This window comes from Rhodoflexus sp. (genome assembly GCF_053489755.1).
In genome coordinates, this window is record NZ_JBRCHD010000015.1 from 112,407 (window position 1) to 134,099 (window position 21,693).

The 21,693-nt window shown below is 47.6% G+C and carries 25 protein-coding genes; 9 read left to right on the top strand and 16 right to left on the bottom strand.

Annotated elements, in window-relative coordinates:
* The first annotated feature begins 3 nt into the window (after positions 1–3).
* On the top strand, positions 4–1,275 hold the full coding sequence (locus ACWIP2_RS03790) for a nucleotide sugar dehydrogenase (RefSeq protein ID WP_448518571.1): 1,272 nt from the start codon (positions 4–6) through the stop codon (positions 1,273–1,275).
* A gap of 159 nt (positions 1,276–1,434) precedes the next feature.
* Here the strand turns inward: ACWIP2_RS03790 and ACWIP2_RS03795 are convergent, their stop codons facing one another.
* The 3 genes from ACWIP2_RS03795 to ACWIP2_RS03805 are packed head-to-tail and all read right to left on the bottom strand — an operon-like array spanning position 1,435 to position 4,396.
* Positions 1,435–2,658 carry a class I SAM-dependent rRNA methyltransferase gene (locus ACWIP2_RS03795; protein ID WP_448518572.1) on the bottom strand — a complete coding sequence of 408 codons (1,224 nt, stop codon included), beginning with the start codon at positions 2,656–2,658 and terminating at the stop codon, positions 1,435–1,437.
* A 56-nt stretch (positions 2,659–2,714) separates the two neighbouring features.
* A complete protein-coding gene (locus tag ACWIP2_RS03800; RefSeq protein ID WP_448518573.1) occupies positions 2,715–2,852 on the bottom strand; it encodes a hypothetical protein in 138 nt (45 codons plus the stop codon).
* Positions 2,849–4,396, bottom strand: coding sequence for a glycosyltransferase family 2 protein (locus ACWIP2_RS03805; protein ID WP_448518574.1), 1,548 nt, complete (start codon positions 4,394–4,396; stop codon positions 2,849–2,851). The genes ACWIP2_RS03800 and ACWIP2_RS03805 overlap by 4 nt, the downstream gene beginning before the upstream one ends.
* 235 nt (positions 4,397–4,631) lie before the next feature.
* Here ACWIP2_RS03805 and ACWIP2_RS03810 point away from each other — a divergent pair, with 235 nt between their 5' ends.
* The gene (locus tag ACWIP2_RS03810; RefSeq protein ID WP_448518575.1) at positions 4,632–5,606 is read left to right on the top strand and encodes a hypothetical protein; all 975 of its coding nucleotides are present in this window, start codon (positions 4,632–4,634) and stop codon (positions 5,604–5,606) included.
* 88 nt (positions 5,607–5,694) lie between these two features.
* Here the strand turns inward: ACWIP2_RS03810 and ACWIP2_RS03815 are convergent, their stop codons facing one another.
* The 6 genes from ACWIP2_RS03815 to rfaE1 all read right to left on the bottom strand — a co-directional run bounded on the left by ACWIP2_RS03815 (position 5,695) and on the right by rfaE1 (position 11,473).
* Positions 5,695–6,141 (bottom strand): Hsp20/alpha crystallin family protein, encoded by a 447-nt coding sequence (locus ACWIP2_RS03815; protein ID WP_448518576.1) that lies wholly within the window; start codon positions 6,139–6,141, stop codon positions 5,695–5,697.
* A 156-nt stretch (positions 6,142–6,297) separates the two neighbouring features.
* Positions 6,298–7,236, bottom strand: coding sequence for a GDP-L-fucose synthase family protein (locus tag ACWIP2_RS03820; protein ID WP_448518577.1), 939 nt, complete (start codon positions 7,234–7,236; stop codon positions 6,298–6,300).
* Positions 7,229–8,341 (bottom strand): GDP-mannose 4,6-dehydratase, encoded by a 1,113-nt coding sequence (gmd, locus tag ACWIP2_RS03825; RefSeq protein ID WP_448518578.1) that lies wholly within the window; start codon positions 8,339–8,341, stop codon positions 7,229–7,231. Before gmd ends, ACWIP2_RS03820 begins: the two co-directional genes overlap by 8 nt.
* A gap of 35 nt (positions 8,342–8,376) precedes the next feature.
* Positions 8,377–8,952 carry a D-sedoheptulose 7-phosphate isomerase gene (locus ACWIP2_RS03830; protein WP_448518579.1) on the bottom strand — a complete coding sequence of 192 codons (576 nt, stop codon included), beginning with the start codon at positions 8,950–8,952 and terminating at the stop codon, positions 8,377–8,379.
* Between the two features lie 8 nt (positions 8,953–8,960).
* Complete coding sequence (locus ACWIP2_RS03835; protein WP_448518580.1) at positions 8,961–9,923, bottom strand: NYN domain-containing protein; 963 nt, start codon at positions 9,921–9,923, stop codon at positions 8,961–8,963.
* Between the two features lie 113 nt (positions 9,924–10,036).
* Entirely contained in the window at positions 10,037–11,473 is a 1,437-nt protein-coding gene (gene rfaE1 / locus ACWIP2_RS03840; protein WP_448518581.1) for a D-glycero-beta-D-manno-heptose-7-phosphate kinase, read from the bottom strand.
* Between the two features lie 100 nt (positions 11,474–11,573).
* Here rfaE1 and ACWIP2_RS03845 point away from each other — a divergent pair, with 100 nt between their 5' ends.
* Positions 11,574–12,218 carry a hypothetical protein gene (locus ACWIP2_RS03845; protein ID WP_448518582.1) on the top strand — a complete coding sequence of 215 codons (645 nt, stop codon included), beginning with the start codon at positions 11,574–11,576 and terminating at the stop codon, positions 12,216–12,218.
* Between the two features lie 40 nt (positions 12,219–12,258).
* A complete protein-coding gene (locus ACWIP2_RS03850) occupies positions 12,259–13,176 on the top strand; it encodes an ROK family protein (protein ID WP_448518583.1) in 918 nt (305 codons plus the stop codon).
* On the opposite strand, the gene ACWIP2_RS03855 is transcribed toward ACWIP2_RS03850, so the two are convergent.
* The 3 genes from ACWIP2_RS03855 to ACWIP2_RS03865 form a co-directional block, all read right to left on the bottom strand.
* Positions 13,177–14,040, bottom strand: a complete 864-nt coding sequence (locus ACWIP2_RS03855; protein ID WP_448518584.1) for a hypothetical protein — start codon at positions 14,038–14,040, stop codon at positions 13,177–13,179.
* A 53-nt stretch (positions 14,041–14,093) separates the two neighbouring features.
* The gene (locus tag ACWIP2_RS03860) at positions 14,094–14,780 is read right to left on the bottom strand and encodes a hypothetical protein (protein WP_448518585.1); all 687 of its coding nucleotides are present in this window, start codon (positions 14,778–14,780) and stop codon (positions 14,094–14,096) included.
* 68 nt (positions 14,781–14,848) lie between these two features.
* Positions 14,849–16,936, bottom strand: coding sequence for a S46 family peptidase (locus ACWIP2_RS03865; protein WP_448518586.1), 2,088 nt, complete (start codon positions 16,934–16,936; stop codon positions 14,849–14,851).
* Positions 16,937–17,067: 131 nt separating this feature from the next.
* Between ACWIP2_RS03865 and ACWIP2_RS03870 the strand changes: the two genes are divergently transcribed.
* The 3 genes from ACWIP2_RS03870 (at position 17,068) to ACWIP2_RS03880 (ending at position 17,976) form a co-directional block, all read left to right on the top strand.
* Positions 17,068–17,238 (top strand): hypothetical protein, encoded by a 171-nt coding sequence (locus ACWIP2_RS03870; RefSeq protein WP_448518587.1) that lies wholly within the window; start codon positions 17,068–17,070, stop codon positions 17,236–17,238.
* Between the two features lie 65 nt (positions 17,239–17,303).
* Positions 17,304–17,525 (top strand): heavy-metal-associated domain-containing protein, encoded by a 222-nt coding sequence (locus tag ACWIP2_RS03875; protein ID WP_448518588.1) that lies wholly within the window; start codon positions 17,304–17,306, stop codon positions 17,523–17,525.
* A gap of 70 nt (positions 17,526–17,595) precedes the next feature.
* Entirely contained in the window at positions 17,596–17,976 is a 381-nt protein-coding gene (locus ACWIP2_RS03880; protein ID WP_448518589.1) for a response regulator, read from the top strand.
* Here ACWIP2_RS03880 and ACWIP2_RS03885 read toward each other — a convergent pair.
* Positions 17,973–18,914, bottom strand: coding sequence for an ABC transporter ATP-binding protein (locus ACWIP2_RS03885; RefSeq protein ID WP_448518590.1), 942 nt, complete (start codon positions 18,912–18,914; stop codon positions 17,973–17,975). The two genes, ACWIP2_RS03880 and ACWIP2_RS03885, sit on opposite strands and share 4 nt — an antisense overlap.
* A 474-nt stretch (positions 18,915–19,388) precedes the next feature.
* Here ACWIP2_RS03885 and ACWIP2_RS03890 point away from each other — a divergent pair, with 474 nt between their 5' ends.
* The gene (locus ACWIP2_RS03890) at positions 19,389–20,027 is read left to right on the top strand and encodes a DUF3244 domain-containing protein (RefSeq protein WP_448518591.1); all 639 of its coding nucleotides are present in this window, start codon (positions 19,389–19,391) and stop codon (positions 20,025–20,027) included.
* A gap of 59 nt (positions 20,028–20,086) precedes the next feature.
* Here ACWIP2_RS03890 and ACWIP2_RS03895 read toward each other — a convergent pair whose 3' ends face one another.
* The 3 genes from ACWIP2_RS03895 to ACWIP2_RS03905 form a co-directional block, all read right to left on the bottom strand.
* Complete coding sequence (locus ACWIP2_RS03895) at positions 20,087–20,524, bottom strand: type II toxin-antitoxin system VapC family toxin (protein WP_448518592.1); 438 nt, start codon at positions 20,522–20,524, stop codon at positions 20,087–20,089.
* 12 nt (positions 20,525–20,536) lie between these two features.
* Complete coding sequence (locus tag ACWIP2_RS03900) at positions 20,537–20,842, bottom strand: hypothetical protein (protein WP_448518593.1); 306 nt, start codon at positions 20,840–20,842, stop codon at positions 20,537–20,539.
* A 304-nt stretch (positions 20,843–21,146) separates the two neighbouring features.
* Positions 21,147–21,344: a histone H1 gene (locus ACWIP2_RS03905; RefSeq protein ID WP_448518594.1), complete on the bottom strand. Its 198-nt coding sequence runs from the start codon at positions 21,342–21,344 to the stop codon at positions 21,147–21,149.
* 119 nt (positions 21,345–21,463) lie between these two features.
* On the opposite strand from ACWIP2_RS03905, the gene ACWIP2_RS03910 reads away from it, so the two are divergent.
* On the top strand, positions 21,464–21,688 hold the full coding sequence (locus tag ACWIP2_RS03910; protein WP_448518595.1) for a hypothetical protein: 225 nt from the start codon (positions 21,464–21,466) through the stop codon (positions 21,686–21,688).
* Positions 21,689–21,693 lie beyond the last annotated feature (5 nt).

Here is a 21,693-nt window from a genome sequence, read left to right on the forward strand (position 1 = left end):
TATATGCAGATAGATAACCCTTGTACAACCACGATCGCCGTTATCGGCTTGGGCTATGTAGGCTTACCTTTAGCCGTCGAGTTTGGCAAGCAACAGCCTGTGATTGGTTTCGACATCAATAAAAACCGTATCAAGCAACTCAATGAGGGCATAGACAGCACACTGGAGGTAGATAAGGAAGATTTGCAAAGCGCTATTTTTCTTCGCTATACGAGCGATCCTGCCGATTTGCAGGATGCCCGCATTTTCATCGTTACCGTGCCAACACCCATAGATGCCTATAAAAAACCCGATCTCAAACCCCTGATGGCTGCCAGCACGACCGTAGGCAAAGCGCTCAAAAAAGGCGACATAGTAATTTACGAATCCACCGTTTACCCGGGCTGCACCGAAGAGGATTGTGTGCCAATCCTTGAACAGTACAGCGGGCTGCGGTTCAATGTTGATTTCTTTTGCGGCTACTCTCCCGAACGCATCAATCCGGGCGATAAAGAGCATACGATCCGAAAAATTAAGAAAGTTGTCAGCGGCAGCACCCCCGAAACCGCGCAGTTAGTCCAAGCGCTTTACGACAGCATCATTGATGCAGGGACGCATCTGGCGCCTTCTATCAAAGTGGCAGAGGCTTCCAAAGTAATCGAAAATGCACAGCGCGACATCAACATCGCCTTTGTCAATGAACTGGCGCTGATTTTTGACCGCTTAGGCATTGATACGAAAGACGTACTGACAAGCGCCCGCACCAAATGGAATTTTCTGCCCTTTACCCCGGGATTAGTTGGCGGACACTGCATCGGAGTAGATCCTTACTACCTCACGCACAAAGCCGAAAGCATTGGCTACCACCCGCAGGTGATCCTTGCAGGCAGGCGCATTAATGACAACATGGGCGCGTTCATTGCACAAAAAATCATCAAGCTGATGATTCATAACAGCCTGAATATCAAGGATGCAAAAGTACTTGTACTGGGAGTTACCTTCAAGGAAAACTGCCCCGATATTCGCAACTCGCGGGTGATAGACGTAATTCGGGAGTTGGAGGAGTTTGGGGCAGTAGTCGCCGTACACGACCCTTGGGCAGATCCTGCCGAAGTACAGCACGAATATGGCATCCAACTAACCGCACAGCCTACAGGGACATACGATGCCATCGTGCTGGCGGTAGCGCATAGAGAGTTCCTCGCACTCGATATATCCGCACACCGGCACCCACAAACAGTAGTTTATGACGTGAAGGGCTTGCTCGATCCCTCGCAGATCACAGCGCGTTTGTAGGCTTGCTGCCATACTTAATAATACCATTGTGAATCTAATAGGTAATACTTCTCCGCGTACTTTGCGAAAAATCATCGCGCTCTTTGCGGTAGAGTCTTTTTTACCGCTAAGAACGCCGAGTTTTACGCAGAGAGTACTGAGGCAAAATTCATTTTAGTATTATTCCACCCAAAGCATCAAGCCTTTCAAATATTCGCCTTCGGGGTGGTAAATATTGACAGGATGGTCAGCAGGCTGCTCCAAATGTTGCAAAATCCGCACTTCCCTGCCTGCATCAGCGGCCGCACCGAAGATAATTTTTTGGAACAGCACTTTGTCTATGTTTTGCGAGCAAGAGAAAGTAAAGAGTAAACTCTGTGGCTTTATTTTCTTGAATGCCAAATAATTAAGATCTTTGTATCCACGCGCTGCATTAGGTACGGCGCGGGCGTTTTTGGCAAAGGCGGGCGGATCTAATACGATGATGTCAAAATCTTCTTCCATCTGCCGCAGGTAGTCAAAACAATCGGCCGCGAGGGCTTTGTGGGCTGCCTGCGCTCCAAAATTCAGACGAGCGTTCTCCTCGCTCAAAGTGACTGCTTCTTTGGAAATATCCACCGAAACTACTTCGGTAGCGCCTCCTGCAAGTGCATAAACACTGAATCCTCCCGTATAAGCAAAGGTATTGAGTACGCGCTTGCCTTGTGAAAAACCACGCAGGAGTTGGCGGTTTTCGCGCTGGTCTATGAAAAAGCCGGTCTTCTGTCCCTTTTCAGGATTGACGAAAAATTTCACTCCGTGTTCTTTTACCTCAATCGGCAGTGCAGGGCGCGGTTCGCCGAGCCAGCGGTTTTCCTGTGGCAGCCCTTCTAAGTGATGCGAACTGCTTTTGCCCTTCAGGAAAATATAGCGGAAACCATTGTTGCGCAGCGCCTGCTCCAATGCGGGCAGCAGGTTTTCTGTTCCTTTGATGAGGATTTGTAGCACGACTGTATCGCCGTACACATCGGCAATCACGCCGGGCAGAAAGTCGCCCTCAGCGTGCAGCAATCGGTAGCAGTCGGTGGTTTGGCTGTCAATCAGGCGGCGGCGCAAAGCCACAGCGCGGCTGATTTTGCTTTCCCAAAAGGCAGCATCAAACTGCGCGGCAGGATTGCGTTCGTAGCCTGCCCATTTGCCTGTGCCGTTCAGCCCTTCCACGAAGGCAAACAAGCGGCAAACTATCTGACTTTCAGGCGAAAAGAAACCCCATGCAAGCGTTTGTCCCTCAGCGGTGCGCACTTCCACAATGTCGCCGTTGGCAGCTTTGGGTAGCTTTTTGACCGCCCCCGAAAAAATCCACGGGTGGCGCAGCAGCACGGCGCGTTCCTTTTTGGCTTGCAGTTGCAGAATGGGGTATGACATTTTGTAAAATGAGCTAATGAAAATTGATATTGATTTGTGTTGGCGGCAAAGATAGGCTAAACAGTCTGCCTGCCGCTCCACAAATCCCATTGCAGGGCTATCCAGAGGAAAATACAGGGAACGGCTTTCAGCACATAGGGAATAACTACTGCATCGCGGAGGCTGCGCATTGCCTTGTAGGTTGAGAGTGTCAATTGTCTAAATACTGATGGATTCCCTTTTCGCAGCGGGTGCTTTTTTGATTGATAGCTTCCTGCAAAATGCGTTCATTTTCAGGGAGTTGGGCGCGATTGTTTTCAGCATGGTAGAGGTGGTAGCCAATGCCGCCGAATTTCAGATTTTTTCTGCGGATGCCCTTATTGAACAGGCGCACGACAAACTCACTATCCTCTCTCCCCCACCCTACAAAGGCTTCGTTAAAACCATTGACAGCAAGGCAATCCTCTTTCCAGAAACCCATGTTGCAGCCGCGAATTCCATCCAACTTTGTTGTTTTTTTAGCCAACAATTGCCTCATAAACGACAGATGCGTAGCATTTAGTCTGTTTTTGATCCCGTTTGCCGTAGGTGCAAAATAAATCAGTGATTTTTTAAGGGCTTCATCGGTTGTTTCGGGTGAAAGCAGCACGCGAGAACCTTGTATAAAGCACTCTTTTTCAGCTACTTGCAAATGGTCTTGCAAAAACAGCGGGTGCATCACCATGTCCCCGTCAATCATGACGATGTACTCCCCTTTTGCCATTGCAATGGCTTTGTTGCGGATTTGCGCCAGTTGAAAGCCATTGTCCGGCTGCCAGCAGTGGCGCAGCGGCACCGGGAAATGGCTTTGGTAAGCCTCCACCAGCTCTTTGGTATCTTCCCGCGAACCATCATCGGCAACGATGACCTCCAGCGGCAGTAGCTTTTGCACAGGTACGCTCTTTAATACGAGTTCAAGCGCATCTTTGCGGTTGTAGGTGCTGATAATCAGGCTAATAGCCAGTGATTGGTTGGCTTCGTAAAGTTTCATTTGTTTGTAGAATGCACCGTTGGCATTGCTCATGGCAATCACAAATCCTTCGTAGCCATAGCGCCAGCCGCCTTTGGTGAGGTAATCGTTCCAGAAGTGAAACACCTTTTTCGCATAAGCATTCAGCAGCGAGGCTTTCTTTCTGAAACGGTGTTCCTGCGCATAGAGGGTGGTGTATCTGTCCAGTTTATCGAGCAACCCTTCGATATTCTGAAAAGAGTAATGTTTAATTACAGCCTGACAATCAACAACTTGAAGTCCATCGGTGAGAATGCCCTCGTGTACTTTTTTATCGGAAAAACGGGTGCGTTGGCGGTGGTATAACCTGACGATGCGGTCGTTTTGCCAACCGCAGGCGTTGACGAGTTTTTTTCGGTAATAGTTATGGCGATGGAAGCGATACACGCTGTTTTCATTGAGCGAAAGGCCGGCAATTTCCTGTATCAGCGCAGGGCTGACAATTTCATCGCTATCAATGCTGAGAATCCAATCGTGTGAGGCAAAATTTGCTGCCATATTTTTCATAGGCCCAAAGCCAATAAACGGATGCTCGAACAGGCGCACGTTAAGAAAAGTTGCAGCGATAGATCGTGTGCGGTCTGTTGAGTCGTTATCCAATACAACTATTTCGGCAAAAGCCGCAAGCGCTTGCAGGCATTCGGCAAGGAAGTCCTCACTGTTTTTGGTCAGGATGATGACAGAGATAGAAGCAAGGTTATTTTGCAGCATAATATCGGGGTAGCTATGCATTTACCAGCGCAAATATCTATTGTGTTGCGCATATTTTCATTGTACACAATACTAAATACCACATACAGTAGCCCGATTAGAGATTGGCTTTTAAAGTTGAATAGATGGCTAAAAAAACCGCCTAAAAAATTGTACATGAAGTTTTTTTTTGCATATTGCAATCAACAACTAAATTCTTTAATTCTATGAAAAACTATCTTATTTATTCATCTGCTTGGCTCTGATCAACGCCTGTTCTTTTCCAAAAACAGCAGATGACGCAGCTTTTCTTCCTCTCGCTGATCAAAACAGCTCTCTTTGTGCTTCTTGTACCTCGCTTTTGTTACCTGCTCAAACCAAAATCGATAAAATAAACGATAATACGGTTGAGATTGATTTGCCTGACGGCTACTTCTTTAAAGCCTATTTAAACGATAATGATTTCGCTATCCTACAATCGTCTGTAACTGTGAGTTGCTCTTGTGATGGTACAGACAATGGACGAGGATGCACACCAATAGTTAGAATGTATACCAATGGTACGATTGAGTATGAATGTAAGCGAGAGGCTGGCTGCTCAAGCGGGTGTACGATGAAAACTACTACTGAAAAGTTAAACCACATCGGCGACCCTCAAGTGCAATCTTTAACTGACCAACATAACCGACAAAAGGGTTACACTAAAAACAAGACATTGAAAGTTAGCAAGTTAGAAGTTGGTATCGGTTCGCCACTCGATGAACTTAAGCGGATAGCAAACATAGAATTTATATCATCATTAGATGAAATTACCTCTCAAAAAGTATCTGTCGAATCTTTATTTCCTGTACTTCCAGCCTCATCGTTCCAACAGTTAATGACGCTGCCTCCTGCAACCGAAGCCGATGTTGAAGCGCCTGCCATCGCACAAGATTTGACGCAGATGATCAATGGATTGAAGGCGGCCGCAGAAGCTCAAGGTATTCCTGTAACAGCAGGAAAAGCATTGGTTCCCCTAATCATCAGAGGAAAAGTTGCTTATTGGCAAATCCCAGCGGCTTACGTAGCTGCTGATAACTCTTACGGATTGTCAAATATAGCTACCGGTCATACTAATTTTCATTGCAGCGGTTGCAATGGCGGCTGCGTAGCGCATGAAAAGAAAACATTAGAGTATACCATGATCTACTGTAAAGGGCTTGGCTGTGATTACGCACTGCATATGAATTAGTCAATAGCAGATTTATTGCAAAAAAAACCAACAGGTATTTCACGCCTGTTGGGTTTTTTATTTACTAACCTAAAATCTGCTTTGCTTCTTACGCAATCTCTATCGTGCGTGGAGTTTTGGGCTTGGCTTCTTCGCGTTTCGGGATGTTGAGTTGCAACACGCCGTCGGTATAGGAAGCGGTAATTTTATCGCTGTCTGCAGATTTGGGCAGTCGGAAGCTGCGCTCGAAGGAATGGAAACTGAATTCGCGACGGTGTATTTTGGTTGCAGCGTCTTGTTCCTCACTTTCAGCCTGCACATTTGCAGAAATTCTCAACAGGTTTTCTTCTACCTGTATCTGAAAATCTTCTTTTTTCAAACCCGGAACGGCCAGTTCAATCAGGAAAGCCTCCTGTGTTTCTCTAATATTAGCAGCAGGGACCAATCCACGGTTGCGGCTCAAAAAATCATCTCCGCTCAAAAAATCATTGAAAAATTGGTTGAAAACCGGCACAAGATTGCTGCGGAAGCGGGTTGGATATTGCACGAGTGTCATAGCTCTTTTGTTTTTAGTTGGTGAATCAAATCGCGTTTACGCTTACAGGGATTGCAAGCGCCATACCAAGCGATTTTTAGTCGCCTCTCACTGTCAATATGACACCAAAAGTTACACCAAAAATCAAGCAAAACATGACAAAATGGCGTATTTAGATTATTTTACGGCTTCCTGTACCCACTCCTGCGCCAGATAAACGCTGCGAATACCCTCAGGCAGAGCGATGCGATGCTGCCAGCCCAGCCTGTGCAACTTACTGACATCCAGCAGTTTGCGCGGTGTGCCGTCGGGTTTGTCTGTATTGTAGTGCAAGCTGCCTGTGTAGCCAACGATCTGGCAAATCAACCGGGCCAATTCGCTGATGGTGAGATCTTCACCTGTGCCGATATTGACAAATCCCGGTTCGTCGTAGCGCTGCATCAGGAACAGGCAGGCATCGGCAAGGTCATCTACGTGCATCAACTCGCGGCGCGGCGTACCCGTCCCCCAGATTTCCACAGCAGGTAATCCTTCTATTTTTGCCTGATGGATTTTGCGCAGCAAAGCAGGCAATACGTGCGAGTTTTGCGGGTGGTAGTTGTCGTTGGGGCCGTAGAGATTGGTAGGCATTGCCGAAATAAAGCGGCAGCCGTATTGTGCGCGGTAGGCATCGCACATTTTAATACCTGCAATTTTGGCGATCGCATATGGCTCGTTGGTCGTTTCCAACGGGCCTGTAAGCAGGTAGTCCTCCTTGAGCGGCTGCGGAGCCAACTTAGGATAGATACAAGACGACCCCAGAAAAAGTAGCTTTTTAACTCCGTGCAAATAGCTCTGATGAATCACGTTGTTCTGAATCATCAAATTCTCGTAAATAAATTGTGCGCGGTAGGTATCATTGGCAAGAATACCGCCCACTTTGGCGGCCGCCAAAAAAACATAGTCGGGTTTTTCGGTAGCAAAAAAATCGGCAACTGCCTGCTGCTGTGTCAAATCCAACTCTGAAGAGTTGCGCCATACGAGGTTTTGAAAACCTTCAGCTTGCAGGCGGCGGACAATCGCCGAACCGACCATTCCCCGATGTCCGGCTATGTAAATTTTATCAGACTTATTCATGCAAATGGAATATCCGATGCCCTCCTTTGAGCAAATATTTATCCTTACGGAAAAGCGCCAGATCTGAAGCTACCATGTCTTTGATTAGGTCGGCGAGGCTGTGGCGCGGTGTCCAACCGGTTTGCTTTTTGAACTTGGAAGCGTCGCCGATGAGCAGATCAACCTCTGTAGGGCGGAAATAGCGCGGATCTACAGCTATGACCGTCTTCCCGATCGGCAACTGAAACTCCGGGTTGTGGCAGGCAGTAATTTTACCGACTTCATCTACGCCGCTGCCCACAAACTCGATTTGGATACCCAATTCGGCGAAAACTAACCTTGCAAACTCGCGGATGCGGGTCGTAATGCCTGTAGCGATTACGTAGTCATCGGCAACAGGCTGCTGCAACATGAGCCACATGGCTTCCACGTAGTCTTTGGCGTGTCCCCAGTCGCGCTGTGCGTCTAAGTTGCCCAGATAGACCATCTCCTGCAAGCCGAGGGCAATTCTTGCGGCGGCGCGTGTGATTTTGCGGGTTACGAAAGTTTCGCCCCGTAGCGGGCTTTCGTGATTGAACAGGATGCCGTTGCAGGCAAACATATTGTACGACTCGCGGTAGTTGACCGTAATCCAATAGCCGTAAATTTTGGCAACACCATACGGCGAACGCGGATAAAACGGTGTTTTTTCGCTTTGCGGCACTTCCTGTACCAAGCCGTAGAGTTCGGAAGTTGATGCCTGATAAATGCGCGTTTTTTCGGTCAGCCCTAAGATACGCACCGCTTCCAGAATGCGTAGCGTACCGAGCGCATCTACGTTGGCTGTGTATTCGGGCGTATCGAAGCTCACTTTGACATGGCTCATTGCGCCGAGATTATAAATTTCGTCGGGCTGTACTTCTTGTATAACGCGGATGATATTCGTCGAGTCGGTCAAGTCGCCGTAGTGCAAAATGAACCGTCTTTGCGCCTCGTGCGGATCTTGATAAATATGGTCAATGCGCTGGGTATTGAACAGCGAACTGCGGCGCTTGATCCCGTGTACTTCGTAGCCTTTGGCAAGCAGGAAATCGGCAAGGTAAGCGCCGTCTTGTCCGGTAATGCCTGTAATGAGGGCTTTTTTCATCGGCAATAGTTTGTAGCAACTGCAAAGGTAGCTTTTTAGTCTGCAAAAAGTTCATCTACCGCGCTGCACAGGATATGCCCGACAAGGATATGCATTTCCTGAATTCGCGCCGTTACCTCTGAGGGGATGATGATATTCAGATCGGCATATTGAGAGGCTTTGCCGCCGTCTTTACCTGTCAGTGCGAGGGTTTGGCAACCGATTTGGCGTCCTTTTGCCAATGCCAACAATACATTGGGGCTGTTTCCGCTCGTCGTAATGCCAATGAGCAGGTCGCCTTTTTGGGCAAGAGCTTCTACCTGCCGCTCGAACACGCGTTCGTAGCCGTAGTCGTTGCCAATGGCGGTAAGCGCAGAGGTATCGGTTGTCAGTGCGATAGCAGGCAGCGCGCGCCGTTCTTTGACAAAGCGCCCCGTAAATTCGGCGGCAATGTGCTGCGCATCTGCCGCGCTGCCTCCGTTGCCAAAAAGCAAGACTTTAGACCCGCCGCGAATGGTTTGCGTAACCATTGCGGCAGCACGGGCAATATCGTCAGACAGGACAGACTGCACCCGCGCAATCGTTTGGACATGCGCCTGCAGTTCGCGAGCTACCAACTCCTGAAAATCCATGTATGCATTTATTCTTTGTAGTCGGTAAATTCTTTCGCATCTGGATCAGTAGCATTACCCGCGTTATCTTCAGATGTAAGGAGGCGCACATTTTTGGCAATCTCCTGCCCTTCCGAACCGCGTTCGATCGTAAATTCTACCTTATCTCCTACCTGCAACTCGTTAAAATCAGTATCTATCAGCGTGGAATAATGAAAAAACAGGTTGTTGGGCGGGTATTTGATGAAGCCGTAGCCGTTTTTCAGGCTCAGGATTTCACCGTCGTTGATGTTGTTTGGTACGGTGGCCGAGCGATTGATCACCGGTTTTTTCTGTTCAGTTGCTACAAACAAGTTGTTAATCAGCGCATCGTTGCGGCGCACGCGGTTGTCAATAATTTCGTGCATCGCTACGGGATAGGTTACCTCCTCGAGCAGGTCTTGCGAGGTGCGCGTAACATGGCGTTGCCCTGTGTCGGTGGTGTATTCAAAATCCCAACTCAATACCATCACGCGCGTACCTAAGGTATTCAATTTGCGGATCAGCGGCACATAGTCCCCGTCGGAGGCTACCAGTACAATCACATTGAATTTTTTGTAAACCGCCATTTCGTAGGCTTCCAGCGCGAGCCACACGTCAATGCCTTTTTCCTGCTGGCGCTGCCCGTCGAAGGTGTTTTTGAGCGGCATATAGTGCGTATTTACACCCTCGTTCATCAGCACGTCGTCGAATACGCGATCCCAGAAAATCATATCGCCGCGTTGGCTGGCATCATAGGCATTGAGCCGCCCCCTGAAATAGTGGGCATCTACGATCTGACACAGGCGCACATCGCTGCCTTCCTCTTCGGCTACCTGATGGCGGATAAACTCGTGTAATCCTGGAATACTGAGGCGTTTTTTTCTTGCATGAGAATATGCGTAGTAGTTGCTTACTTGCCAAAAATAATTGCCATCGTAAAATACGCCTATCCGAATGAGTTTGTCTTGCATTTGATTTTTCTAATTTTTTGTTTGACTAAAATTTTGCTATCGTAATAGGTTGACCGTTATCTTTCCTTAATCCCGGGTGTACACAAACTTAGGGCATTCTGATGAGTTTGCCCTTAGCTGCGCATTTTTTCAATCACCGAAGTTGTACTTTTCCCTTGTACAAAGTCTACCAAACGCACCTCGCCAGCAATATCGCTGCCAACAACCTCTTTGCCTGCGTAGTCGCCACCTTTGACCAATACGTCGGGGCGGATCAGGCGGATCAGTTCGTAGGGCGTATCCTCACCGAAAAGTACCACATAGTCCACCGCACTCAAGGCCGCCAGCAGATAGGCGCGATCAAATTCGGGATTGATGGGTCTTGCAGCGCCTTTCAACCGACGCACCGATGCATCATTATTCAGCCCGACGATTAATACATCGCCAAAACTGCGGGCTTTTTCTAAGTATTTGACATGTCCCAAATGCAAAATATCAAAGCAGCCATTAGTAAAAACAATTTTTTTGCCGTTTTTTCTAAATTGGTCGGTAATTTTAGCTATTTCATCCCATGATTTGATAAATATTTCACTGCCTTCCGATTGGCCCGTAGCGGCGATAAAACTTTCTATCTCGCTCAAAGTGGCCGTTGCGCTGCCAACTTTGGCTACTACTACGGCTGCGGCATAATTGGCAAAATGGCAGGCATCTGCCAGCGTTTTGCCGTTGGCAAGTGCAAAACCAAGCGAAGCCAGCACAGTGTCTCCTGCGCCCGTAACATCGTAAACGTCTTTGGCTTGGGTAGGAATCAGGTGCATTTCCTCGTCAAAATACGCCATCCCAGCCTCTGAGAGCGTGATGATGGCATAGGTCAAGCCCAGCGACTGCTTGAGTTGCCGTCCGGCGAGCAGTAGTTGCTCATTGTTGTGCAATGAAAGCCCGGTAGCGGCGGCAGCTTCTTTCCGATTGGGAGTGATCAGGTATGCGCCCTTGTACTTGCTGTAGTCTGTTCCTTTGGGATCAACCAAAACCTTGATATTATTTTTGCGGCAATTTTGTATAATTTCTTGGCATACAAAAGGCGTAAGCACGCCTTTGCCATAGTCGGAAAGCAGCACGACATCGAACTGCGGCAGTTGGGGCAGCAATGCGGCAAGCAGTTCGCTTGCTTCCGCTGCCGTAATATCGCTTTTGGTTTCGCTGTCGTAGCGCACTACCTGTTGGTGGGCAGCCATTAGCCGACTTTTGCGGCTGGTTTTGCGCGTCGGCGAACTAATTAGGAAGGTGGCATCTGCCCCTGCCTCTTGCAAGAGATCGCGCAGCAGTTCGCCGTTCGCATCCCGACCGATCACAGCGGCAACCGATACCTGCGCACCGAGCGCAAGCAAGTTGTTTACTACATTACCCGCACCGCCCAACAAACAGCTTTCGCGCTCAACATCAATTACTTGTACGGGCGCTTCGGGGGAAATGCGGTTGCAAGATCCCCAGAGGTAGTGGTCTATCATCAAATCGCCGACTACCAGCAGGCGCGGCGAAGGTTTGGGAAAATCTAAGATCATAGTTGCCATGTTTGCGGCGCAAAGCTAAGGGATTGGCGGCGCATTTGCTTTTCATACAAAAACTGCCTTTTTTTAAGGCTTAATTTGTAAGTATTATTTTCACAGCGATTTGAAACCTGAGTCCATATTCGAAAACCTCATTGCGCTTGCCGCCGCCGATGGGCAGCTGACTCCCAACGAGCAAAAAATGTTGGAGGAAAAAGCTGCGGCCTTGGGGCTGGACTACAAGGACTATGCTGCGCAGATACAGGCAGCAGTCGCAGCAAGCACTGCGGAAACCCAAATCATTGACAGAGAAAAACAAAAGGGCGATGATTTTGAAAAATATATCGTCCAAAAGTTTGACAAAAAATATTTCACGCTTCTGGAATGGGCGGGCGACAAATATGCGGCAGGCACATATGCCCAAACCACGCTACACCCCGATCTGAAGTTACAGTTTAAGCTCAATGCCGACACCAAAGTATTTGCCGTAGAGTGCAAATATCGAAGCAGCTACTACAAAAACGGTATCGAGTGGTGCAAGCCTCACCAGCTCAACGGATATAAAAAGTTTGCGATAGAGACGCGTATGCCGGTATTTCTTGCGCTTGGCGTAGGCGGTACGGCAGCGCAGCCCGAAGATTTGTACATCATCCCGCTGGAAAAAATAACCGATATTTTTCTGAGCAGAGACCTGCTCAAGCCTTTCCGAAAATTCAAAGTACAGGAGCGCAACCTGTTTTTCGACCTGCCGACCGAAACGCTGAAATAGGGCGGATTCTTCTATATTTGCCCAAATGAAATCTGAGCCTATGCAGCTTTTTACAGGAATAGATATTGGCGGAAGCAATGTAAAAATGGGACTGGTGGACAGCACCGGACAGCTGCTGGAAAAAAGGAAAGTATCTACCAAAACTATCCGCGCTGCGGGTAAACACGCCGCCGACCATTTGGTAGCAGCCATCGGCGAATGGTTGGAAGCACACCCGAAAGTGAAACACGTAGGTATTGGCGTTCCGGGCATGATCTCGCGCAACCGCCGCACGCTGGTAGAACTTGCCAACATTCCCGAACTCAACGGCGTGATGCTCTTAGACAGATTGGAGCGCCAACACAAAAAAGTGATCTTTCATCTGGAAAACGATGCCAACGCGGCAGCCCTCGGCGAACTGCACTTCGGCAAAACCAAACTGCCCGATTCGTTTATGCTGCTTACGCTTGGCACAGGTGTAGGAGGCGGAGTTATACTCAACCGCAAAATCCTCAAAGGCGGCGACGGCAATGCGATGGAAATCGGACACATTGTGGCAGGCAACGGGCGCTCGATTGAGCAGACCATCGGCAAAGCCGGCATGATCCAAATGGCAAAGGACATGATGGCTGCAGGAAAAACCTCGACCTATCTGCACAGCGAAGAAGCATTTGACGACGACGATCTGATAGATGCCGCACAAAAAGGCGATCCGCTTGCGCTGGCAGTTTTTGAGGAAGTGGGCAAATACGTAGGGCAGGCAATCGTTTCGGCAGCCCTGATTCTGGACATCAAAACTGCACTGATCGGTGGCGGGGTTGCCAAGACCTTCCCCTTCCTGCAAATCGGCTTGCAGCAGACTTTTAAGCAGTTCCTTTCACCTTATTATGCACCCAAAATGCGGGTGCTACCTGCTACGCTGGGCAATAATGCGGGTATTCTGGGCGCTGCGGCACTTTGTTTCCTGCACGAGGAGTAATTATTGCACATTAGGGGCGCGATAAACCTCAAAATGTGTAGTGCTGTCTATTTTTTGCCAGTTGTTTTTGATAAACCATGTAACATAAGAGTGAAATTTGTTATCTGAGTTTGTAACCCTGATTAAGTGTGGATTTTTTTCTGCAAAAACTATTGTCTTTTTCTGTGCAAGTACCTCTTCCAGCGGCTGTATTGCTTTTTCAGACCCTCCATTGCCTACCCAATCGAGCGGAATAGGTGAATGTGTATTGGTCAGATAATTGCTCAGCGGCATACCAGGCAGCGTCTTAAAATTATCGCCGTATTTTCTGACTAAGTGATAAAAGTCCGTGTATTTGTCGTGTGCTTCTTTACTCACTCTGATGCCCTGCATTTTTGGAAACAGATGGGCGATACTATAATGAAGCGTAGCCCTGGCAGGATTGCAGTAAGGCTTCTGGTAAGCTATCAGGTAGGTAATCAATCCGCAAAAAAGTGCGTAGTGGGCTAAACGATACACATTTTTTACGTCCAAAAACCTATGCGATACAATCAGAAAGATATACAACAACGGCGTTGAGAAAATAGCAGGGCTTTGATAGCCCCAACTGATGCTTGCACACCACCCGATTAATACAAGCACACACATGGCTACCCACCGAAATGAAAATGCCGCCCAACTGAGCAAATACAAACAACTGATCATCAACAGGACTTTTGCCAGATAATCGGAAAAGTAGACATCATAATTCAAATCTTCTGTCAGGAGCCTGTAAGCAAATTTGACCAAAGGAAAACCCAACACGAAGGCGATAAGCACATAGGGGGTTGTAGCGCTGAGACGAAATTGCCGCGCCATCAGCCACCATGCGCAGGGTACTAACAAATACAACGCAGGAATATGCGTGTAGGCAATCACCCCGGCCGAAAACAGATCCTTTATTTTGGCGCTGCCGGTTGTCTGTCGGACAAATCTTCAAACGCCTCGTTTTGGTGTAAAATCCACAGAAAAATACCGATATAAAGCACTGTCAGGCACAGCGCAAACACGATCCGAAACAGATTTTGATACCTGAAGGCTACCAGAACAATGCCCGCCAAAGGCATTAGATAGAATGGCTGCTTGCACAATGCCGCACAAACAAGTAGCAGCAAACCAATAGGCGCATAGGTGAAAGAAGAAACGATCAGCAGATAGCAACCTGCCGCTGAAAAAAAGACAGCATCTACCGTATACCAGGGCTTAGGCGAAAAGCAGGCAACCGAATAGACAAAACCTATAGTTGCCAGCAGGAAGGGATCTATCAGCCGCTTGGGAGATAGCTGATCGATACTCAACGCACCCAATAATGCGGATGCAGCAAACAACAGGTAGCACAGTAGCTTCCCGGTAAGTATTTGATAGTTTTCGGGAATAATCAGGAAAACAAAGACCTGCAACAGTGGTGAAAGTGCAGGCATGATGTAAATAAAATCCCGATGGGGTACTTCGCCGTTTGAGATGCGCCAAGCCAATGCCTGTATAAAGCCGGCATCCGCGTCGTCGTAGCTATACGGGGTGTAGGCGACCATATAGGCAATGACTATGCCTGCAAAAAGGTATCTGTATAGCAACAGCTTACGCATAGCTGCAAATTAACATGAGTCACCCCAAATTTTGGGATGACTCATATAGGATATCAACATTCTTTCGCTTACTTACCTGTTTCCAGTTCGGTTACCAAGCGTTTTGCCTTGTAAACATTCTTCAGGGCAGCCATGATGCCGCCTGCATGTACAGAAACGGCGCGGTTGTAGTCCGAACGGTAGATATAGTCGCCTTCGAGGCTTTCGATATTGCCATCGAAGATCAGACCGATGGCTTCGCCGTTGCGGTTGATCATCGGGCTGCCGGAGTTGCCACCGATGATGTCGTTGGTACTCACAAAGTTCAGCGGAGCGGCCAAAAACTCAGGAGTGCGTTTAGCTTCCATCCAACGCTTCGGCAGTTTCCAGTCTGAGTTCTGCCCAAAAGAAGTATTCAACTCAAACAAGCCGTAGAAGTTGGTTATTGCAGGGGCTTTGGTGCCGTTGTAGTTATAACCTTTGATCACACCATCGGAAATGCGGAGCGAGAAGGTTGCATCTGGTGGAATGGCTGTGCCGTACAAGTCGTAGAGCAAACGTGCCAATTTGCTGCGCTGTGCGTTCAGCGCCGTGTTCAGTGCCGGTATTTTCTGGTTGGCATCCAGTACGCGCGGCATGAGCAGAGCAGCCATACGCACCACAGGATCTTGCGAATCGTTGATGGCTGTCATGCCTTTTTCTACCAATTCTTTGCAGAAGGCAGCATCGTAAATTTTAGTAGTTTTCATGGCCTCTGCTGCAAATTGTTCAGGGGTTTGGCCTTTGAGCAGTTGCTTGACTGTCATGTCGTTTTCGCCCAGAATCGCCAGCAACTCCACTACATCGGCGCGGAACAGATCGGCTTCCAGTTCAGTTTCAGTTGGTTTGGTCATGCCTTCGAGCATGGTGCGCATTCTGCGCTGCGTATTTTCGTCGGCAGATACAGGCTGAGCCAGCATGAATACCATTTGCGCACCTTGGAAGGCAGTAGAAGCAGCCTGAGCGGCCAGCAGGACAGGCGCTACCTCGCTATATTCTTTGCGGTAGTTGGCAATTGCCTCCCAAATATCGGCAGCTTCCTTGTTTTTGGCAACGGCAGCAGCTTTGAACTGATTCTCAAAAGCAGCACGGCGCGCAATGATATACGGATCTTGCAAAGCCTTCAGTGCGCCCGAACGGGCTTTGATGGTATTTTCCATGCTGAAAATCATGTTGAGGATGCTGTCGCTCTTGGTGCGATCATATACTTTTTTCAGGGCTGCAGACTGGTTGCGCAGCCCCAATACCTGAGCAGGGATCTGAATATCGCGCATGAATTCCAGATCGGCTACGGTAAACTGGCGGCTGGTGCGTCCCGGGTTGCCAATCACAAAAGTTACCTCGCCTTCTTTTGCGCCCGTCGGGTTGAATTTGAAGAAGTTGCGGGTTTGGAGCGGCTGTCCGTTGTCGTCGTACACGCGCCAGAAAGTAAAATCCAGACAGTAGCGCGGATAGGTGAAGTTGTCATAGTCGCCGCCGTAGTAGCCGAGTTGGAGCTCAGGCATCATCACGAGGCGCACGTCTTTGTAGCGCTTGAAGCCGTAGAGCGAATAGCGCCCGCCGTTGTAAAAGGTGATGGTTTGCAGTTCAAGCCCTTTCCAGCCATCTTTTTCGGCGTATTCCTTGCGGATGGCAGCCAGTTCGGCATCGCGCAGTTGGATTTGCTCTCTGTCGTCTTTGCCTTTGTCCATTGCCTGCTGTACGCGGGTAGTAATGTCTTCCAGCCTTACCAACTGGTCAACGTAGAGGTCGGCAACGCGGCGCTCGTCGGTCAGTTTGGCAGCATAAAAGCCATTTTCATTAAAGTTTTCATTGGCTCGCTGTACTTTGGTGGCTACGTCGCGGCTACAGTGGTGGTTAGTCATCACCAGCCCGTTGGCAGACACAAAAGAAGCCGAACACCAGGAGGCAAAACGCAGCGAACTGAGGCGCACATTTTCCAGCCACTGATCGGTTGCTTCAAAGCCATAAGTTTGTTTCCAGAACTCTTTGGGCGGTGCGTCAAAAGTCCACATTTTGCCGTTGTCAAACCTGCCGGCCTGTACTGTATCGGCGCGGAAGACAGTCTGCGCCTGTACCACGCCGGCCAACGCAACCGCACAAACCACCGCAGAGAGTAGTTTTTTCATCTGTAACATGTGATTATCATTTAAATACGAAGCGTAAAAATGTTAAATCCGCAGCGTTTTTGAAAATATCAGAAAATTATACCTTGTATCGGCGAAATGCTTTTAGCAGAAAAATTGTTTGGCAAATAGTACCGTAGTTTATGGAAGAAGAAGAAAATAAAAAAAACGAAACATCGGCTGCCGAAACGGAAAATACCGAAGTGCAGGCCTACGTTCCGCCTTTGCAGCAAATGCAAGCAGATACACAGTCCAAAACCTGTGGAATTGTCTGGAAAATTAACTTCGCCGAATCTTCGGACGAGGAGGCATAACTAAGTAGTTGTGTTGCATGTAGATAATTCGACCTAATTTTGTTTACACCTATATCTGCTTAACTATGTCCAACGTATTCTCATTTGCAACTACTATCAACTGCGGTGGCTGCATTGCCAAAGTTACTCCCTTTCTGTCTGCTGTCGAAGAAATAGAGAGCTGGTCAGTAAATACAAACGACCCCAAAAAGATTTTAACCGTACAGGCAGCAACCGATTCGCCTGATAAAATTATAGCAGCTGTTCAAAAAGCAGGCTTCAAAATCGCTCCTGTACCTGCTGTTTGAGATTTATCTGTCGAGTTTATTTAAGACCAGCCAGTTATATGTCTATCTTTAAGTACCCAAACAACATATAATGGATAATCCAATCATACTCATTATAGATGATGATCATGCAATCCGCTTTCTGTTGGAGCGTATCCTGACAGGAAAATTTACAGTCAAATCATTTGCCGATGTTATCAGTGCTACTGCGTGGTTAGACGAAGGCAATACCCCACAAATGATCATCTGCGATATTAATATGCCTTACATCAGCGGCATTGAGTTTATGATCAATCTGCACAGCAGCGGCATCTATGGCAATACGCCTGTAATTATGCTATCCAGCTACAGTCAGGCAGCGGCAGAAAAGAAATGCCTCGAGTTGGGTGCTTATGCCTACTTTGAAAAACCTTTTGATCCGGCCGAACTGCAACAAGTGATTGATAGATTTTTCAATAAATCTGCCGATTAGTCGGACAGTCGCCGCCCGGTCATGGTCGTAAAAAGGTCGTCGAGCGTTTTGCGGCGCGAGTTGAGGTGGTTCAAACGGACAGGCAGCTTTTCTAACTGCTGCATCAGGGGCGGCAGAAAGGTAGCAATCCGCTCTACCTCCATTTGTACCTGTACGCCTTCTTCTGTAGTTATTATCTGTAGGCTGCGCAAACCGCCTATTGCCTGAAAAATTGGCTGCCAGAAAGTCGCTGTTCGCTCGTGGGTAAGCAGTTCGAGTTCTATGCGCTCACCTGCATCAAATTGGCTGAGCAGTTCGGGTAGCGAGCCATCTGCCAGTATCTGCCCCTTATCCATAATAACGATGCGTTCGCAGAGGTATTCGGCCTCCTCCATGTAGTGAGTAGTAAGCAGCAGTGTCATGCCTTCTTGCTTTTTCAGCGCTTCGAGCATCTCCCACAGTTCGCGGCGGGCGTTGGGGTCAAGCCCTGTTGTCGGTTCGTCCAGAATGAGCAGTTGCGGAGTGTGCAACAGACTGATACCCAGCGCCAAGCGCTGCCGCTGCCCTCCCGATAAATTGACCGTGTAAGCATTCTTTTTTTCGGTAAGCCGCACCATCTCCATCACCTCTGCGGTGCGTGTTGCACCGATTCCGTAGAAAGAGGCAAACAGGCGAAGTGTTTCGGCAACGGTCAGCTTGTCAATAAAGCGGGTCTCCTGCAAACTCAAGCCGATTATGCCTCGCAGTTCGGCGGCGTGTTGCTGCCAATTCAGTCCTGCAATCGTAATAGTGCCGCTGTCGGGTTGCTGCAAGCCTTCGATCATCTCTACCAGCGTAGTTTTACCTGCGCCATTCGGCCCGAGCAAGGCAGTAAATGAACTTTTGTCGAGGTGCAGGCTCAGTTCCTTGACTGCTTGCAACTTTCCAAAAGATTTGCTTACCGAATTGATGTGAAGCATTGTGTGCGAAATTAGAAGTTACTTGCAAATTTGGCGCTTCCCTGCCTATTTATATCAACCTATTTGAAATCCAACAGCGTTGTACAGGGTTATAAAAAAGCCGTTGCAGCATATTACGCACATGAAATTCGTATTTAAGGGTATTTTTTTGATCTATATTAGCTTAAAAAGTACATTTTCAACAAAAAAGCCCTTAAAATTGGCTCGCATTTTTAAAATGCTTACCTTTGATTTGTCTTCATTTTCACATTTACCTTAGTAAGAGCAAAAAGCCGCTGACTATTGGTCGGCGGCTTTTTTATGTCCGATCTGCATACGAACTATGTGCGATTTCGGACATTTCTTGAAACTATTGCTACGATAAACTTTTATTAAACAATTGATTGTCAGCATACTATAAGATGTGGCACATTTTTGTAGTATTAGTTGAGTGTCAATCAAAATTTGTATAAAAACTTAAACACTCAGCATACCATGAGATCTATCAATCATCGTCTGTTTCTTCCAGCTGTCGTAGCCGTACTCATATTGGTAAGCACTTTTGCAAAGGCAAATTCTTCGGATGTTCCTTTGAATACCAACAAGGTTGTTGCCGCTGAAAAGTTTGCGTATGGCATGTATGCCCTCCAGGGACAAATGAAAATCCGTTTGGCTTTTGAAAATAGTGCCGGAAGCGAAGTTTACGTGCGCATTTCAGATAGCAAAGGCAGTGTTATCTACAGAGAAACTTTGCGCAACTTAACCGAACTGAAACGCAACTACGACCTGTCCGCATTTGGCAAAGGTATCTACACAGTAGATATTACGGCGGGCGACTTCCGCGCGAGCAATAAATTTGCAGTAGGCGGCGCAGTACTAAATAAGGCGGCATTTATAGCCTACGTTTCACCCCAAGTAAAGGACGGATTTGTGAAAGCTGTCTTCGCCAACGCCGAAGAACCGGTCTATATCAAGATCACCGACCGCAATGGGGCTGTACTTTACAGTGAAATAATTGAATCAAATCAAAACTATGCACGCCGATTCAACGTATCAGGATTAAAGAGAGGTGAGTACACGCTCAGCATCTCGCACGGTGAGCAAACTGTGAATCAGCTCTACAGCATACAATAACAAACCAGGTATTTTTTAAAGAAAATTACCCTTTTCCCTATGGAAAGGGGTTTTTCACTTTATACCAGCGACCAAACGGTAATCAGGTTGTCAAAACGATTGTAGGCTTCTGCCTTGTAAGTAAGTAAATAGTTAATGCCGGCGGCTTTCATCGTGGCTACTCGCGCAGCATCCAGTACTTCGGAGGTGCTGGCAAGCGATGGCAACAGATACTCCCATGTGTTAAGCGCGGTTTCATCGTCGGGCAATAGTCGGATGTGGCTGCGGAAAGTATTTACGTTTTTCAGTACTGCATGAACCGCGTCGGGCATCGGGTATCCGTTTTGTACTGCTTCACGTACAAATGTATGCGCATAGGCGCGCATCACCTGACCACTGGTGTACAGTTCAGACGTTTCGGCAGCCTCTCGCAGGCGGTTTTGTGCTGTCTGAAAAAGTGGCGAGTCGCTTTGGGTAGCAAACAGTAAGACATGCGTATCCACAAATACTTTTCTCATAGCTACTGTCTGTTATTCGCGGTAGAAAAAATCGCGCTGCAAAGTTGCCTCCGGATGGATTTGCAAGGGAATAGCCAGCAGGTTATCTACCCACGCAGACCGATTGGTATGCACAAAGTCAGTAGCATGCTCCCACGTGCGCAACTGAATGCCCGCTTTGCTGAGCGTATCTACCAGCCGCGAGGCATCTACAGGCTGTAGTTCTTCTTCTGCAGCAAGTTTTTCGAAGAGTTCCTGTACGTCTATTCCTGCCTCTTGTGCAATAAGATTGATATTCAGGTAACGACGTGCTTTAGAGAAGTTTGTAATGTTGATCATCGTTTCAATACGTTAGGTCTAATAAGTTAGGGACTAATTTGCATTTTTGCAAATAATACCATTATGAATTGCATGATGGGTCAATCGCCCCAGAGGGGTTCAATATCGGCAGTATGATAATTGCCCTCTTCTTCCATTGCTCGATTAAGAGTTTCACCAACTGCCTATGCAGCCCTACGGAGCAAAAAAGGGCAGAGATGATTTCAATGCTACCAATATGTATTCAAATAAAAAGCCGAAACAGTTTTCTATGCTTCGGCTCTTAAGTAGATCGAATTTACGGGAGCCAAAAAACCGAGAGTGTCTACTTAGCTTTAGCCTCTTTCTCTTTCTCTTTCTTGATTTCTTGTACGTTCTGACGGATGCTTTGCGCCAGATTCTTCAGGTCGAGCATTGCTTTGCGCACACGTGTACCTGCTGCCTGGTTATTTTGCTCGTAAAATTTAGCAAAATCAGCTTCGATGCTGTCTACCAGTTGTTTAATTTCATTGAATCTGTTCATAATGGTGTCCTATGGTTTTCTGTTTAATTTAGTTTTTGCCCAAAATAATGGATTAAATTGCATTCAATCAAGTATAAGGGTACTTATTATCGTTTATGACCTACAGAAACCGTATTTTTATGAGAAAAGAATTGAAATTAGGAATTTATGTGATTAGTGTATGGCTTACTATCAAAATTTTGTCGCACGGGCTTTCTTTCAACCCACAGGGCGAGCTGTATGCCGAATACTACTATAACCTAATGCCTGTCTCATTCATAGATATATTGCTGGTTCTGTACTTACTACGCACCATCATCGTATTCATTATCCACTTTTACAGCAACCGCTCGGCGAAGGGATAACCTTA

Excerpts from the sequence above, each read along its gene's own strand:
- ACWIP2_RS03790 (WP_448518571.1), top strand. The coding sequence starts at position 4 with ATGCAGATAGATAACCCTTGTACAACCACGATCGCCGTTATCGGCTTG.
- ACWIP2_RS03795 (WP_448518572.1), bottom strand. The coding sequence starts at position 2,658 with ATGTCATACCCCATTCTGCAACTGCAAGCCAAAAAGGAACGCGCCGTG.
- ACWIP2_RS03805 (WP_448518574.1), bottom strand. The coding sequence starts at position 4,396 with ATGCTGCAAAATAACCTTGCTTCTATCTCTGTCATCATCCTGACCAAA.
- ACWIP2_RS03815 (WP_448518576.1), bottom strand. The coding sequence starts at position 6,141 with ATGACACTCGTGCAATATCCAACCCGCTTCCGCAGCAATCTTGTGCCG.
- ACWIP2_RS03820 (WP_448518577.1), bottom strand. The coding sequence starts at position 7,236 with ATGAATAAGTCTGATAAAATTTACATAGCCGGACATCGGGGAATGGTC.
- gmd (WP_448518578.1), bottom strand. The coding sequence starts at position 8,341 with ATGAAAAAAGCCCTCATTACAGGCATTACCGGACAAGACGGCGCTTAC.
- ACWIP2_RS03830 (WP_448518579.1), bottom strand. The coding sequence starts at position 8,952 with ATGGATTTTCAGGAGTTGGTAGCTCGCGAACTGCAGGCGCATGTCCAA.
- ACWIP2_RS03835 (WP_448518580.1), bottom strand. The coding sequence starts at position 9,923 with ATGCAAGACAAACTCATTCGGATAGGCGTATTTTACGATGGCAATTAT.
- rfaE1 (WP_448518581.1), bottom strand. The coding sequence starts at position 11,473 with ATGGCAACTATGATCTTAGATTTTCCCAAACCTTCGCCGCGCCTGCTG.
- ACWIP2_RS03850 (WP_448518583.1), top strand. The coding sequence starts at position 12,259 with ATGCAGCTTTTTACAGGAATAGATATTGGCGGAAGCAATGTAAAAATG.
- ACWIP2_RS03860 (WP_448518585.1), bottom strand. The coding sequence starts at position 14,780 with ATGCGTAAGCTGTTGCTATACAGATACCTTTTTGCAGGCATAGTCATT.
- ACWIP2_RS03865 (WP_448518586.1), bottom strand. The coding sequence starts at position 16,936 with ATGTTACAGATGAAAAAACTACTCTCTGCGGTGGTTTGTGCGGTTGCG.
- ACWIP2_RS03870 (WP_448518587.1), top strand. The coding sequence starts at position 17,068 with ATGGAAGAAGAAGAAAATAAAAAAAACGAAACATCGGCTGCCGAAACG.
- ACWIP2_RS03875 (WP_448518588.1), top strand. The coding sequence starts at position 17,304 with ATGTCCAACGTATTCTCATTTGCAACTACTATCAACTGCGGTGGCTGC.
- ACWIP2_RS03880 (WP_448518589.1), top strand. The coding sequence starts at position 17,596 with ATGGATAATCCAATCATACTCATTATAGATGATGATCATGCAATCCGC.
- ACWIP2_RS03885 (WP_448518590.1), bottom strand. The coding sequence starts at position 18,914 with ATGCTTCACATCAATTCGGTAAGCAAATCTTTTGGAAAGTTGCAAGCA.
- ACWIP2_RS03890 (WP_448518591.1), top strand. The coding sequence starts at position 19,389 with ATGAGATCTATCAATCATCGTCTGTTTCTTCCAGCTGTCGTAGCCGTA.
- ACWIP2_RS03895 (WP_448518592.1), bottom strand. The coding sequence starts at position 20,524 with ATGAGAAAAGTATTTGTGGATACGCATGTCTTACTGTTTGCTACCCAA.
- ACWIP2_RS03900 (WP_448518593.1), bottom strand. The coding sequence starts at position 20,842 with ATGATCAACATTACAAACTTCTCTAAAGCACGTCGTTACCTGAATATC.
- ACWIP2_RS03905 (WP_448518594.1), bottom strand. The coding sequence starts at position 21,344 with ATGAACAGATTCAATGAAATTAAACAACTGGTAGACAGCATCGAAGCT.
- ACWIP2_RS03910 (WP_448518595.1), top strand. The coding sequence starts at position 21,464 with ATGAGAAAAGAATTGAAATTAGGAATTTATGTGATTAGTGTATGGCTT.